Origin of the sequence: Euryhalocaulis caribicus (assembly GCF_000412185.1) — a bacterium.
Lineage (GTDB): Bacteria > Pseudomonadota > Alphaproteobacteria > Caulobacterales > Maricaulaceae > Euryhalocaulis > Euryhalocaulis caribicus.
Genome location: NZ_ASJA01000011.1, coordinates 99,099 through 113,244 on the forward strand (window position 1 = coordinate 99,099; position 14,146 = coordinate 113,244).

Here is a 14,146-nt window from a genome sequence, read left to right on the forward strand (position 1 = left end):
GCAGACCGCCGCGGCGTGGGCAGACAGGTATGTATGCCCTTTCACCCCGTCAAGTCGCCGGACGTGCGGGCAGCGCGACGTCCAGCATGGCTGCGGGAAGCTCCATCAGTGTGCCAGATTCGGTCCATAGCAGGGCGCAGGAAATGGCCAGCCCGGGAAAAATTTCTCTCAGCACGGCGCGATAGGCGGCCAGCTGGCGGATATAGGCCGGGTCTGCGTCCTCCGCCTTTGCCGGGGGCGGGCGGTTGGTCTTGTAGTCCACGATCAGGATTTCGGAATCGGTGACGACCAGCCGGTCGATCTGACCGTTGATCGACTGCCCGGCGGGCAGTTCCGGGGATTCGCCGACAATGGCGACTTCCGCTTTCGAGCCCGGGCCGAAAACTTTGGCGAACGCCGGATCGTCCAGCACGCCGAACACGCTGGCGCGGATATCGGCGCGCGCCTGCGCGTCCAGATCGGGCTGCCGGTCCAGCCAGGCCTCCGCCGCGCCGTCGCGGCGTTCGGGTTCGATTTCGGGCAGCAGCTCCAGCAATTTATGGATCAGATTGCCGCGCCGGTAGCGCAGCCCGGTCTCGTCCTCCAGCGGGGAGAAGCCGGGTCGTTCCGTCCCGGCCGCCTCGTCCTCGCCCAGCCGTGAGGGCGCAACGCTCTGGGCGCGGCGCTCCGGCGGCGCGGCGGCGGTGGCAATCCAGCCCGGCAGGGGCGCGGCTGTCTCCGGGGGCGTCTCGCGGGCCATGGTCCGTTCGGTCTCGCCCAGTCTCAGGCCCCCGCCCAGCGGGGTGTCTATCGGCTCCGCTTCCGCGCGCAACAGGCCGGTCTCCACCCGCCGGTACCAGCTATCCTCGTCAATGCGGCCCTCTTCGGTCGGCCCGCCTTCCTTGCCGCGCCGTCCGTGGCGGTAACCGCAAACGACCAGCCGGTCCTGTGCGCGCGTCATGGCGACATAGAGCAGGCGCAGATACTCGCCATAATCACGCTGTTCCTGCGCCTCGCGCAGTTCGCCGGCCGGTCCGGCGTCCTCGCTCTTATAGGGGGAGAACAGATAGCCGCACGCTTCGTCCTCCATCAGGCCCAGTCCGCGATTTTTCGGCGTCTGGGTGGTGTCGGGCAGGATGACCACCGGCGATTCCAGCCCCTTGGAGCCATGCACGGTCATCACCCGGACCGCCTGCTGACCGGGGAGAAGCTCCCGCTTCACGTCGCTGGAATCGGCTTCCATCTCGCACACGAAACGCTGGAGAGAGGGCGCGTCCGCCCCTTCATGGCTGAGCGCCCGGCTGAGAAATTCGTCAATTGCGTCCTCCGCCTCCGGCCCCAGCCGCCGCAGGATCCGCTTGCGGAAGCTCTGCCCTTCCGGCCCCAGCCGGTTCAGGAGATTGGAGAAGAAGGCGAAGGGCGTCGCCACGCCGACCGTCGCCAGAACCTCGCCCAGAACCGATTTCGCTTCGGTCAGGCGCGGATCGCCTGTGTCCTGCAGCGCGCTCCAGACGGAGGCGTATGTCTCGCGCGGGTGGCAGAGATCGAACAGGGCGTTGTCATCGATGGGCGGCGCATCGGCGTTGCAGGGATGGAAGAGGGGGCTTTTGAGGGTTTCGCCCAGAGACAGATCGTCCTCGGGCAGCAGGGCGAACCGCGCCAGCGACAGCAGGTCCCGCACCGCCTGTTGCCCGGTCAGTTTCAGACGGTCCGCGCCGGCCACCTCCACGCCCGCGCCCTTAAGCTGGCGGATCACCTCATAGAAGAAGCCGCTGCGCCGCCGCATCAGGATCATCACGTCCCCGGCATGGGCGGCGCGATAGCCGCGTCCGCGCTCCCAGACCTCCAGCCCGTCATCCAGCCAGGCTTTCACGCGCGCCGCGATCTCGCGCGCCAGCCTCTCCTGCGCATTGTCCGGGCTTGGCGCATCCACCGGGGCCCAGGGATTTTCCTCCACCGGCTCGGGCGGCACCGGCGTGGCGGGCCACAGTTCCACCGCGCCGCGGCGTTCTTCCCGGTCGGCGCGGCCGGACATGTGGCGGGCAATATCCCCGCCCGGCGGCCGGTCCGGCAGCAGGGCGGCGGCGGTTTCCCCGTCAAACACCGCGTCCACGCCCTGCAATATGGCGGGGGAGGAGCGAAAGGAGGTCTCCATCGGAATCTGTTCGGCCCGCCGGCCGGCATGGGCGGCGAGGCCGATATAGTCCTGCGTCTGTTCCAGGAATTTCGCCGGCTCGGCGCCCTGGAAGGAATAGATGGACTGTTTCTCGTCGCCGACGGCGAACAGGGTCTGGTCCAGTTCCGCCGCGCCTTCGCCCGCGAAGAATTCCTCGGTCAGGGCGTCGACCAGCTTCCACTGGTCGGGGGCGGTGTCCTGCGCCTCGTCGATCAGGATGTGGTCGATGCCGCCATCCAGCTTGTAGCGCACCCATTCGCGCGCGTCCGACAAGGTCAGGAGGTAGCGCGCATGTTCGATCAGGTCGGAGAAATCCAGCGCCCGCATCAGACGCTTGCGGCGCTCGAACGCAGCGATCATCACGTCCGCCAGCGCATAGACGCCCGCTGTCAGCTCCGCGCAGTTCAGCCGGGCCAGCCGGTCGCGCGCCATCAGCAGGCTTTCGGTGACAGAACCGGGGGCGTCGCGATCGCCGAACAAATCGATGATCTCCGGACAGGCTTCCCGCGCGCCCTTGGTCCCGACGCCCCGCGCGGGCACGTCGCCGCCGCCCGTCAGGCAGGCGGCCAGCAAGGCTTCGAAGGCGGCGTCCGCGTCCGGCGCGGCGAACAGCGCGTTCAACGCTTCGGCGCATTTGACATCCGTCTTGCCGCCGGCGCTGAGCGCCGAGCGCGCGCGTTGCAGCGCGTCGCGGGGCAGGGCGTTCCACAGCGCCTGTTTGATGCGGGCCGCGGTCAGGTCCGGTTCTATGTCCAGACGTCCGAACGCCGCCGCCCGCGCGCCCTCATATCCGCCCCGCGCGGTCAGGGCTGCATTCAGCTTCACGCGCTTGGCGACGATCTCCTTGAACAGCGACTCCGCCGTCATGTCGTCCACGCGCTCGGCTAGGATGCGGAACGCCTCCGCCGCCGGCCCGTCCGGATCAGCCATCGCGGTGCGGGCCGCCTCGGCGCGCGCGTCGGACGCCAGGCGCGCGGCCTCGGCTTCCTCCAGAACGCGGAAGCCGGTGGGCGCGCCCGCCTCGACCGGGAATTGCCGCACGATGCGCTCGCAGAAGGCGTGAATGGTCTGGACCTTCAGCCCGCCCGGCGTTTCCAGCGCGCGCGCGAACAGCCGCCGCGCCTTGGCCAGATCGTCTTTCGGCGGCGCGCTTCCCGTGACTTTCTCGATGGCCGCGGCAAGGGCCTCGTCATCGGTGACCGACCAGTCGCCCAGCTGGGTGAACAACCGCTCCTGCATCTCGGAGGCGGCGGCCTTGGTATAGGTCAGGCACAGAATGCGGTCGGGCTTCGCATCGCGCAGCAGCAGGCGCGTCACCCGGTCGACCAGCACCTTGGTCTTGCCCGTCCCGGCATTGGCGATAACGAAGGCGTCGGTCGCCGGGTCGGCGGCCTTCCGCTGGTTCTGCGTTGCAAGGGCGACGGGATCGCTCATTCGCCGCTCCCCTCCGCCTGGCTGGCCCATTCGCTGCGCCGGGCGAGGTCGTCATAATCGCCATATTCGTTCACGTACTGGGCGCGCGGCTGGGAGAGATAGGGCTGGTCGGCCGCGTCGAAGCGCGCGATCAGCTCCCCGATCCCCTCGCGGGCAGCGCGCATCAGGCTCTCGCCGTCATGGTCGGCGTCGATCAGCTCCCGCATCTCGCCGACCGAACGCCCGCCCCGGATGCGGATATAGAGAAGGCTCTGCGGCGCCTGCCGCGCGGCGCTTTTGTCGCCCGGAAAACCGCCCTCGGCCAGGATCGCCGCCTCCAGCGCCAGTTGCGGGTCGAAGCCCAGCCGCGCCACCTTGGCGGTCGGCGCCGCGCCGGTCTTGTAGTCGATGACCGCCGGGCCCAGCGGGCCTGCATCGATGCGGTCGGCGCGGGCGGTCAGGGTGAAAGGCCCGGCGGGGGCGTCGATTTCAATACAGCCCTTCGCCTCGATCAGCAGCGGCGCGTAGCCAACGCCCCGGCGCTCCCGCTCCCGCGCCACGAACCATTCGGCGGCGCGGCGCACGCGGGGGATTTCCGCGACGATCTGCGCATCGGACAGCCCGGCCTCGTGCAGCTTCGCTTCGCCCAGCGCCGTCAGCCTGTGCGCTGCTTCTGCGGGCAGATCGTCCATATGCGCGTTCAGGAAATCTTCCAGCGCGTCGTGAATGGCGTTGCCGCGCTCCATTCCGCCCGGCGGTTTGTCCAGCGGGTCCAGTGACTTCAGGCGCAGCACGTCGCGGGCATAGATGGAATAGGGATCGCGGACCCAGGTCTTCACCCCGGTGACCGATATGCGCCGCGGCCGCGCCTCGACCGGCGGGCAGGGGCGGGGCGCGGGGATCTGCGCAAGTTCGTTCATGGCCGGGTGGTCGATGCGCCGCGCCCAGTCCGTATAGGGCGAATCCGGCGCCAGCGCCTGGCGCGCCGCCTCTTCGCCCAGCGCCCCGCGCGCCAGCGTTTTCAGCCGCCACAGCCAGCGGGAGGCGACGGACGGCGCCCCGTCCACCCGTTCGGCGCGCGTCAGGATCACGCGCGGCGCCCCCAGCAATTGCGCGAAGTCATGCGCGGACAGGCCGATGCGCCGCTCCACCGGATCCATGCCCAGATCCTTGCGCATGGCCTGAGAGAAGAAGGGTTCGGCGCGCTTCAGGGTCGGCCATGTCCCCTCGTTCAGCCCGGCGAGGATCACCATGTCCGCCTGCTGCAACCGCGCCTCCAGCGGTCCCATGATCTGCAGGCGCGGATGATCGGGCGGCGGTTCGCGCACCGTGCGCTCCTCGCTCATCAGGGAGACGATGCGCGCGAAGGCGGAAAGGTCCATCGCGGGCAGGGCCGCCGATTCGTTCATAAGGTCGCGGATCAGTGCGGCCGCCTTGTCGCCCGCCGGCCCGGCCCAGCCGCGCTTGCCGCTTTCGGCCTCCCCGGTCTGCGCAAACGCCTCCACGCTCTGCCCCAGCGCCCGCGCGAAGTCGGCGGCGCTTTGCAGGGCTTCGTCACGCAGCGGGGCCAGCGCGGCGTCCGTCGCCTCAATCAGCGCCCAGGCGCGTTCGTCCAGCGCGCCCTCCTTGCTGGTCAGCCGGGTTTTCAGAATATCCCGGTCAGAGGGCCGCACCCCGCGCAGCGCCCGTTTCTCCACCCGCGCCGCCAGCTCCCGCAGGCGCGGGCGCGGCATGCCAAGGGCGCAGAGCGGGTGTTTCCACACCGCGGCGAGCGCCACCGGGTCATGCGGGTCCTCGGCCAGCGCCAGCACAAGGTTGAGGAACGCCCCCGCCGCGGTCTCGCGCAGCGGGCACCCGGCGGAGGAGTCGATCTCCACGCCCCAGCGTTTCAGGCGCGCGCTGACCCGCGCCGCGATGGAAAGATCGGGCGTGACCAGAATGGCGTGCGTGCCGTCCTCGGCCTCCAGAAACTCCCGCAGCGCCAGCGCGATGGAGGCGGCCTCGCCCTCCGGGGTTTCCGCCTCGATCAGAGAGACGCCGGAAAGCGCGTCCGCGGTCAGGCGCGCGGTGTCCAGATTTTCCAGCTCCGACAGCCGCTCCAGCCGGGACAGCCAGTCCGCGGTTTCCTCGGCCGGGCGAAGCGCCTCGTTCACGAAACGCCGGCGGCGGCGGGCCGGGGCGTCCTCACGCACGCCGGGAAACGCCTTCACGTCCTCCCGCGTCATGCCGATCCGGTCCAGTAGGCTCTTGAGGCCGGACTGGGGATGCTGCGGGTCGATCTTGTTCCAGGCCTTGTCGTCCAGGTCCGCGTCCAGACCGGGCAGCACCACGCAACCCTGAGGCAGTCCGGCAATCACGCCCAGCAATGCCGCCGTCGCGGGGATGGAGCCCGTGGACCCCGCCGCGATAACCGGGTGGTCCGGCGGTTTCGCCATCCATTCATCGGCCAGCGCGTGCAGCATGGCGGAACGGCGGCGCCCCGGATCGGCATAGCCCAGCTCTTGCAGCCGCGCCGGCCAGAATTGCCCGACGATCTCCAGAAAATGCGCCGCCTCCCGCAAGTGTTCGGGCAAGCGGTCGATGCCGTCTTCCAGCGGCGACAGATCCTCAATCTCCGCAATCGCCAGCTCGTCCAGCACGCTTTCCAGCTCGCCCGCCGCGGCGATAACGGCCGCCGGGTCGGGGGCGAGGCCCTTGCGGGCGTCCAGCGCGGCGATCAGCTGCGCCAGCTCGAACCGGCGCAGGCCTGCCGGGCAGGGCGGCGGAAAATCGGCGGCGGTCGAGCCGGGTTCGAAGGGCGGGGCGTCGGTGTCGATATCGCCGATGGTGCGGATTTCCGGGGTGAGGGCGGCGGAACCCGCCGCCTTGCGGATGCTGTCGGCAAACTCCCGCGCCGAACGCCTTGTGGGCAGCAGCACGGTGAAGTCTGTGAGGCGCATCGGATCGCGGCCCGCCTCGTCCCACACCGCCGCCGCCAGCCGGTCGAGAAACGCCGCGGAGGGCGGGATGGAATAGACGCGGGGTCCGGGGATGGCGAACAGGCCGCTCACGCCCGTCAGGCCGCCCTCATCCGTGTTTCCGCCTCGTCCCGCGATTGCGGGTCGCCCACGTGCAGCCAGTCGCCCTCGAAGACCGCGCCGGTCAGGCGTCCGGCCTCAAGGCTGCGGTTCCAGATTTCGTTGAGGGAGAATTTCTCTTCCGGCCAGCCGTCCAGGATCGCCGGGTTCAGCACCTGCGTGCCGGTATAATAATAGGGTGCGCCGCCCTCCGCCCCGCGCCGCCGCAGCCGCCCGTCCGGCTCCAGATGGAAGTCGCCGGCGGTGTCCAGCCCCAGCGCGCGGTCCTTGCGGACCAGCAGCAGGCGGGCGTCCTCTTTTGCCGGATCGAACCCCTCGGTCAGTTGCGGAAAACCTTTCACGGCGGGATCGTCGGCGCGGAAAATGGCGTCCGTATTGGTCACGAACACCGGGGCCTCGCCCAGAAGGGACCGCGCGTGAACCAGCCCGCCGCCGGTTTCCAGCACGCCGTCCCGTTCGTCGGAAATATCGACGGCCGGCGCGGCGGTCCGCTGCGCCAGATGCGCTTCGATCTTGTCGGCGAAGTGGTGGACATTGACCACGGCGCGCTCGACGCCGTTATCGGCCATGCGGTCCAGCGCGTAATCAATCAACGCCTTGCCCTGCACGGTGATCAGCGGCTTGGCCGTGGTCTCGGTCAAGGGCAGCATCCGGCGGCCCATGCCGGCGGCCAGCACCATGGCGCGCGTCACCTTCATGCAATCAGCTCCCGCGCATGGCGCTCCATCCATTGCCGCACCGGGGTCAGGGCCTCGTGCGCCATGTCGCGGCGGAAATAAGCCTCGACCCGCGGCAGGAAATCCAGATAGCGCGGTTTGCCGTCCCGCTGTGTCAGGCGCACGAAAATGCCCAGGATCTTGGCGTTCCGCTGCGCGCCCCAGATGGCGTAGGCGCTCTCGAAGCTCTTGCGGTCGGCGATGCCCGCCGCGCTGCAATAGCGGTCCATGATATCGGCCTGCATGGCGGGCGAGACATCGCGCCGCGCGTCCTCGGCCAGCGAAACAAGGTCATAGGCCGGGTGCCCGATCAGCGCGTCCTGAAAGTCCAGCAGGCCGACGCGCGACGCGCCCTCCCTGTCATCCAGCCAAAGCAGGTTCTCCGCGTGATAGTCGCGCAGGGTCAGAACCGAGCCGCCCGGCGCTTCGGCCAATACCTCGCGCCAGGCCGCTTCCCAGCCGCGCCGCGCTTCGGCGTCCAGCTTCGCGCCCTGCCAGGGCAGGTACCAGTCGAACAGAAGGTCCGCCTCGGCGATGGCGGCGATGTCGTCATAGGTCAGAAGCGGCCACGTCTCGCCCTGATATTCCACCGCGTCCGGCGGCTTGCGGTCATGCACCATGGCCAGCGCGTCGGCGGCCGCGTGATATAGTTCGCGCTCGTCCGCGCCCTGCGCCATCTGCCGGGCGAACAGCTTGTCGCCCAGGTCCTCCAGCAGCATCAGGCCCCGGGTCAGGTCCGCGGCGTGGATATGCGGCGCCGACAGGCCCTGTTTTTCCAGATAGTCCGCCAGCCCGGCATAGGCAGCGCCGCGCGGGCCGGCCAGACGCGCCAGCGCGTTATAGCCAAGGTCCTTGCGCGCCTGCAGCCCGGCGTCCGGCGGGCAGGCCGGCGCCTCCGCGCCCGGCGGCGCATCCATGACCACCGCGGTTTCAGCCCCACGCGTCAGGCGCAGATAACGCCGCGTCGAGGCGTCGCCGGCCAGCGGGCCGATTTCCGCATCGCCCCAGCCCGCCTCCGCCACGAAGGCGGCGATCGCCGCATCCCGTTCAGATCTGTTCAAGTCGTCCTACCCAGAATTCCCCGTGCGCGGTCAGAACCGCGCGGCGTCCTCCGCCTTCGGCGAAGGAAAGCCTCACGTCAAGACGCCGCTCCGGCAGGCGGGGTCCCAGACGCTCCGGCCATTCGACCAGACAGGCCGCGTCCTCGAACGCATCCTCCAGCCCCAGCTCGTCCAGCTCGTCTTCATGCTCGATCCGGTAGAGATCGGCGTGCCACAGCTCGAACTCCGGCGTCTCATAGGTCTGGACCAGCGTGAAAGTGGGGCTGGGAACCTCCACCTGACCCAGCAGGGCGCGCACCGCGCCCCGCGCCAGCGTGGTCTTCCCCGCGCCCAGATCGCCGGTCAGCGTGACCGCCGCGCCGGGCGCAAGGCACGCGGCGATGGCCGCGCCCAGCGCCTCGGTCGCCGGTTCATCCGCCAGTTCGATGGTCTTTTCCGCTGATTCCATACAGCGCATTAGAGCGCGTGCGCGGCGTAAATGCGACGGGCGGCTTGCATGGGCGCGCAGGCCCGACTATCGACATCGGCCCGCACCCACCCATCTAGTTGCGTGAATATGGTCAAGATCATCTATATCGAGTGCGACGGCGAACGCCACGAAGTCGACGCCCAGCCCGGAATGTCGGTCATGGAAGCCGCCATCCGCAACCTGGTGCCCGGCATCGACGCCGATTGCGGCGGCGCCTGCGCCTGCGCCACCTGCCACGTCTATGTGGAGCCGGAATGGCGCGAAAAGGTCGGCGCGGCGGAGGCGATGGAGCAGTCCATGCTGGATTTCGCCGAGGAGGTTCAGGAGAACTCCCGCCTGTCCTGCCAGATCCCGGTGACCGACGATCTGGACGGCCTGACCGTCAAGCTGCCCCGCACGCAGGGCTAGTTTTTTCCAAAAATCGAAGAACCTTTCGGCGTGTCGCGGCGTTTCTCTGGCTTCCGCGGGGCGCAAATGTCTCCGCGTATGGAAGGAGACTGCCATGAAAGCCCATCTTTACGCCGCCTCGGTCCTGTCAATTCTGGCGCTGGCCGCCTGCGGCAACGATAACGAGTCCGGCATCAGCGACATGAGCGAGATGGACGACAGCGCCGCCGGGGATGCTGCTTCCAACACCGATTCCAGCGTCGAAATGTCCGGCGACGCCATAACGGCGGAAGAGCCCGCTTCCGCGCCGGCCTCCATGCAGGCTTCCGGCGTCAACGAATCCGATCCGGCCACGCGCTTTGCCGGCATCTGCACCAGCCTTCTGGACCAGACCGCCGATGCGTGCACCTGCATCTATGACCGTCTGGAGACCGACCAGACCGCCTATCTGACCGCCTCCTATACCGGCGACACGGAAGGCGCGGCCGCCATGGCGGTCGATTATGAAGGCGACATGCACGCCGACACGCTGGACGCCTTTGAAGACGCGCGGCAATCCTGCGCGTCCTGAGCCGCATCCGGCATGACTGGCGCCCGCGCCGCCGCTGAGGCATGGTCGCGGGCGTCATGACTGTTCGCATCGATATTGTTTCCGACGTCGTCTGCCCGTGGTGCTGGCTGGGCAAGAAGCGGCTTGAGGCCGCGCTTGAGCAAAGCGGCGAGACCGCCGAAATCACCTGGCGGCCCTATGAGCTGGACCCGGCGGTTCCGGAGGCCGGGACCGCCTACAAAGATTATATGCGCGCCAAGTTCGGCGATGGCCCTGACGACCGCTTCACCAAAATGCGCGAGCATCTGGAGGCCGCCGCCCCGGACGCGGGCATCAATTTCCGCTTCTCCGAACTGACTGTCCGCCCTTCCACCCTGAACGCTCACCGGCTGATCCGCTGGGCGCAGGGTCAGAAAAAGGGCGACGCCGTGGTGGAGGCGCTGTTCCGCGCCTATTTCGACGAATTGCGCGATATTGGCGATCTGGCGGTGCTCAGCGAAATCGCGGGCGAATCCGGGCTCGATTCCATAATCGTCGCGGATTTGCTGGCCACTGACCGCGACAAGAGCGAGGTGCGGGCGGAGGAAAACTATTTCCGCGGCCTGGGCGTTTCAGGCGTGCCGACCTTCATATTCGAGGGCCAGTACGGCGTCAGCGGCGCGCAGGAGCCTGAAACCCTCATCGGGATTATCGAAAAGGCCCGCAAGGCCGCTTGAGCCCCGGCCCGCGCCACCCGTAAAATCTCTTTAACCCGTTCACGCCCGCAAGAGGCCGTTGCTTATGATGACCCGATCCATCCTCGCCCTGTCCGCCGCGCTGGCGCTGGCCGCCTGCGGCGGTCCGGCGGAAGAGGAAGCCGCCGAGACCGAAACCGCGCCGGCGGCGCCCGATTTTTCAGAGGAAATCGCCGAAGATCTGGCCGCGCTGGACGCCGGCGCCGGAGAGCCCGAGCCCGGCGACTGGAACGAGACCCCGTGGTCCGATGCGCGTTCGGTTTTCAACCAGATGTGCCGCGACCGGGGGATGGATGACGCCCTGTGCGGCTGCATCCGCAATAATCTGCGCGCCGAATTCGGCGCCGATGCGGTATTTGTCACCGGCGTGACCTTCGGGGCGCGCGCCGATCTTGCCCCGGTCGTGACGGCCCGCCTGACGGCGGAAGAGCGCGAAGCGGCGGCGGCGGGATATCTTGAAGCCAACAGAACCTGCCTCGCCGAGGCCGGTGAGGAATAAACGGACGGGGGAGTTCCACATGATCAATCGGGGTTCAATTCTATTCGCCGCCTGCGCGGCGCTGATGCTGGCCGCCTGCGGCGGCGATGACGAGGCCGCGCGTGAGGACGCCGCGCCGGCTGAAACCGCGCCCGCGCCGGAAACGGCGGAGGCCGCGCCGGAAGAACCCCTTGATATTCCCGCCGAGGACCGCGCCCAGCTGGTCGAGGCCTGCGTCGCCGATACCGGCAACAGCGAGGCCGCCTGCGAATGCGCCGCCGATCAGGCCGCGGAACGGCTGGATGGCCGGGTCTATGCCTTTTTCTCCGCCAAGCTGGCGGGCAATGACGACCGCGCCGACGACATCATGGGCCAGATGACGCTCTCCGACCTTCAGGACACGGCCACCACGATGCAGGTGATTTTCGTCGAGTGTCAGCTGAATCTGCCCGACTGACGCCGCGCTCCGTCCTTGTGCGGCGCCGTGTGAGCCCTATAACCGCGCCCCATGCCAAGCGATGACTCCGCGCTCGACGCGCGCGCATTCGAATCCCTTCTGGACGAGCTTCTGAGCCATGCCCGCGCCAGCGGCGCCGATCAGGCGGACGCGGTGGTTGTGGAGAGCCGGGCGCTGGACGCCACGGTCCGCAATGGCGAGGTGGAGGACGTGGAGCGCGCGGAATCGCGCGATCTGGGCCTGCGCGTTTTCGTCGGCAAGAAGACCGCCAGCGTCTCCTCCTCCGACCTTTCCGGCGACAGCCTGACCGAGCTGGCCGAGCGCGCCATCGCCATGGCCAAGGCCTCCCCGGACGAGCCATACGCCGGTCTTGCCCCGGAAGACCGGCTGGCGGCCGGCGATCTGCCGGAGCTGGACCTGTTCGACGCGACCACGCCCGATCCCAAAGACCTGGAAGAGCGCGCGCTGGCCGTGGAGGCCGCCGCACGCGCCGTGCCGGACGTGACCAAGACCGACCACGCCTGGGCCGGCTGGGCGGGCAGCGTGTTCCGCCTCGCCACCACGGGCGGGTTCGGGAGCGGCTGGCGTTCCTCCTCCCGCCATTTCGGGGTCGCCGCCATCGCCGAGCGTGACGGCGCGATGGAGCGTGATTTCGACGCCCACTCCGCGCGCCATCTGGAAGATTTGAAATCGGTCGAGGAAGTCGGCGCGGAAGCCGGCCGCCGCGCCGCGGCCCGCCTTGGCGGCGCCAAGGTGAAAAGCGGCAAGCGCACCGTGATCTTCGAAAATCGCGTCGCCCCGGCCCTGTTCAACGCCTTCGCCGGGGCCATTTCAGGCCCGTCCGTGGCGCGGGGCGTTTCCTTCCTGAAGAACCATCACGGCCAGCAGCTTTTTGCGCCGGGCGTCAATATCGTTGATGATCCCTCGCTGGTGCGCGGCCGCGGCTCCCGCCCGTTCGACGGGGAGGGGGTGAGCGTGAAGCGCTGGAACGTGGTGGAGGACGGCGTCCTGACGACCTGGCTTCTCAATTCGTCCTCCGCCCGGCAGCTGGGGCTGGAGACGACCGGCCACGCGGCGCGCAGCGTCGGCGGATCGCCTGGCGTCTCGCCGTCCAATCTCTGGGTCCAGCCGGGCGCGCAATCCCGCGACGGCATGATCGCCGATATTCAGTCCGGCCTGTTCGTGACAGAGATGTTCGGCCCGTCCCTGAACGCCAATACCGGCGACTGGTCGGTCGGCGTTTCCGGTTTCCTGATCGAGGGCGGAGAGATCACCTCCCCGGTCAGCGAGATCACGGTCGCGGGCAACCTCATCGACATCTATGGCCGCCTGCAGCCCGCCGACGATCTGGATTTCCGCGGCAAGATCAATTCGCCGTCCCTGCGCGTGGACGACTTAAGCGTCGCGGGGCAATGAGCGCAGGCGAAGACCTCGCCCTCCTGAAACAGGCCGCGCTTGCGGCCGGCGCGGCGGCCATGCCCTGGTTCGAGGGCGACAAGGACATGAAGGTCCGGCAGAAGGGCGATGAAGGCCCGGTCACCGCCGCCGATCTCGCCGTCAACGACCTGCTGAAAGAGCGCCTGCTGGGCGCGCGCCCCGACTACGCCTGGCTGTCCGAGGAGTCGGCGGAGGATCCGGCCCGCCACAGCGCCAGGCGCGTCTTCATCATCGACCCCATCGACGGCACCCGCGCCTTCATCAACGGCAAGCCGCATTTCACCGTCTGCGCCGCGGTGGTGGAGGATGGCCGCCCCATCGCGGGCGTGGTCTATAACCCGGCGCGGGAACAGCTTTATTCCGCGCATCTGGGCGGCGGCGCCTTCCTGAACGATGCGCCCGTCCGCGCCACGCAGCCAGCCAGCCTCGACGGCATTCGCATGGTCTGCCAGCCGGACTTCATCGCCTCGAAGAAATGGCCCGAGCCGTGGCCCGACATGCATGTGGAGCTGTGCAATTCCATGGCCTACCGCATAGCGCTGGTGGCCAGCGGCGCGTGGGACGCGGCCCTTGCCCCCAATCCGAAGTCGGACTGGGACATCGCCGCTGCGGATATTCTGGCCACGGAGGCCGGCGCGCGGATGACCGGCCTTGACGGCGCGGAGTTTCGCTACAATCAAGAGCGCACAAGGCATTCCGGCGTTATTTGCGCCGCGCCAGAGATACATGAAAAGATCCTGCAGCGGGTGCGCGCCTTCCCGCGCCGCTGACAGGGCAAGGAACCGGACAAGCGAAGAGGGAATATACGCCATGGCCGAAAAGACCACGGACGACGAACGACAGCTCCTGCACATCGTCATCGGCGGGGAGCTGAAACACCCGCAGGGCGTGGAGTTCAAGGATTGCTCGGCGATCGACTTCGTCGGCGCCTACCCGACCTATGAGAAAGCCCACGCCGCCTGGCGCGGCGCCGCCCAGCGCACCGTGGACAACGCCATGATGCGCTACTTCATCATCCACGCCCACCGCCTCCTCGACCCCCAGACGGGCACCGAGCACAATCAGAAGACGCAGTAGCGTTTTTCCGCCCTCGCCTTCCCCTCGCCCCTGTGAAGGGGAGAGGGCAATGAAGTCCCAAATCCTCATCAGGGGATTTGGCCGACTGAATGGGTGAGGGGAGCGGCGCAGGATAGGGCGTTCTGGTTCAACCCG

13 protein-coding genes are annotated in these 14,146 nt (G+C 68.5%); 8 read left to right on the plus strand and 5 right to left on the minus strand.

The features are described from left to right. Positions 1-49: 49 nt before the first annotated feature. The 5 genes from addA to tsaE are packed head-to-tail and all read right to left on the minus strand — an operon-like array spanning position 50 to position 8,870. Positions 50-3,589, minus strand: coding sequence for a double-strand break repair helicase AddA (gene addA, locus L338_RS10360; protein WP_022698316.1), 3,540 nt, complete (start codon positions 3,587-3,589; stop codon positions 50-52). Then, a complete protein-coding gene (gene addB, locus L338_RS10365; protein WP_022698317.1) occupies positions 3,586-6,618 on the minus strand; it encodes a double-strand break repair protein AddB in 3,033 nt (1,010 codons plus the stop codon). The genes addA and addB overlap by 4 nt, the downstream gene beginning before the upstream one ends. Before the next feature lie 5 nt (positions 6,619-6,623). Beyond that, positions 6,624-7,343 carry a nucleotidyltransferase family protein gene (locus tag L338_RS10370; RefSeq protein WP_022698318.1) on the minus strand — a complete coding sequence of 240 codons (720 nt, stop codon included), beginning with the start codon at positions 7,341-7,343 and terminating at the stop codon, positions 6,624-6,626. Next, a complete protein-coding gene (locus L338_RS10375; protein ID WP_022698319.1) occupies positions 7,340-8,422 on the minus strand; it encodes an aminoglycoside phosphotransferase family protein in 1,083 nt (360 codons plus the stop codon). The genes L338_RS10370 and L338_RS10375 overlap by 4 nt, the downstream gene beginning before the upstream one ends. Then, positions 8,409-8,870 (minus strand): tRNA (adenosine(37)-N6)-threonylcarbamoyltransferase complex ATPase subunit type 1 TsaE, encoded by a 462-nt coding sequence (tsaE, locus tag L338_RS10380; RefSeq protein ID WP_022698320.1) that lies wholly within the window; start codon positions 8,868-8,870, stop codon positions 8,409-8,411. The genes L338_RS10375 and tsaE overlap by 14 nt, the downstream gene beginning before the upstream one ends. A 108-nt stretch (positions 8,871-8,978) precedes the next feature. On the opposite strand from tsaE, the gene L338_RS10385 reads away from it, so the two are divergent. From L338_RS10385 to L338_RS10420, 8 genes are all read left to right on the plus strand, one after another. Then, a complete protein-coding gene (locus L338_RS10385; RefSeq protein WP_022698321.1) occupies positions 8,979-9,299 on the plus strand; it encodes a 2Fe-2S iron-sulfur cluster-binding protein in 321 nt (106 codons plus the stop codon). A gap of 94 nt (positions 9,300-9,393) precedes the next feature. Further along, positions 9,394-9,849 (plus strand): hypothetical protein, encoded by a 456-nt coding sequence (locus L338_RS10390; protein ID WP_022698322.1) that lies wholly within the window; start codon positions 9,394-9,396, stop codon positions 9,847-9,849. Positions 9,850-9,905: 56 nt separating this feature from the next. After that, a complete protein-coding gene (locus L338_RS10395) occupies positions 9,906-10,544 on the plus strand; it encodes a DsbA family oxidoreductase (protein WP_033311106.1) in 639 nt (212 codons plus the stop codon). Between the two features lie 64 nt (positions 10,545-10,608). Further along, a complete protein-coding gene (locus L338_RS10400) occupies positions 10,609-11,061 on the plus strand; it encodes a hypothetical protein (RefSeq protein WP_022698324.1) in 453 nt (150 codons plus the stop codon). A gap of 19 nt (positions 11,062-11,080) precedes the next feature. After that, complete coding sequence (locus L338_RS10405) at positions 11,081-11,497, plus strand: hypothetical protein (protein ID WP_022698325.1); 417 nt, start codon at positions 11,081-11,083, stop codon at positions 11,495-11,497. A gap of 51 nt (positions 11,498-11,548) precedes the next feature. Next, positions 11,549-12,913, plus strand: a complete 1,365-nt coding sequence (locus L338_RS10410; protein WP_022698326.1) for a TldD/PmbA family protein — start codon at positions 11,549-11,551, stop codon at positions 12,911-12,913. Then, positions 12,910-13,704, plus strand: coding sequence for a 3'(2'),5'-bisphosphate nucleotidase CysQ (locus L338_RS10415; protein ID WP_022698327.1), 795 nt, complete (start codon positions 12,910-12,912; stop codon positions 13,702-13,704). The genes L338_RS10410 and L338_RS10415 overlap by 4 nt, the downstream gene beginning before the upstream one ends. A 40-nt stretch (positions 13,705-13,744) precedes the next feature. Further along, a complete protein-coding gene (locus L338_RS10420; protein WP_022698328.1) occupies positions 13,745-14,011 on the plus strand; it encodes a DUF4170 domain-containing protein in 267 nt (88 codons plus the stop codon). The last annotated feature ends 135 nt before the right edge of the window (positions 14,012-14,146 follow it).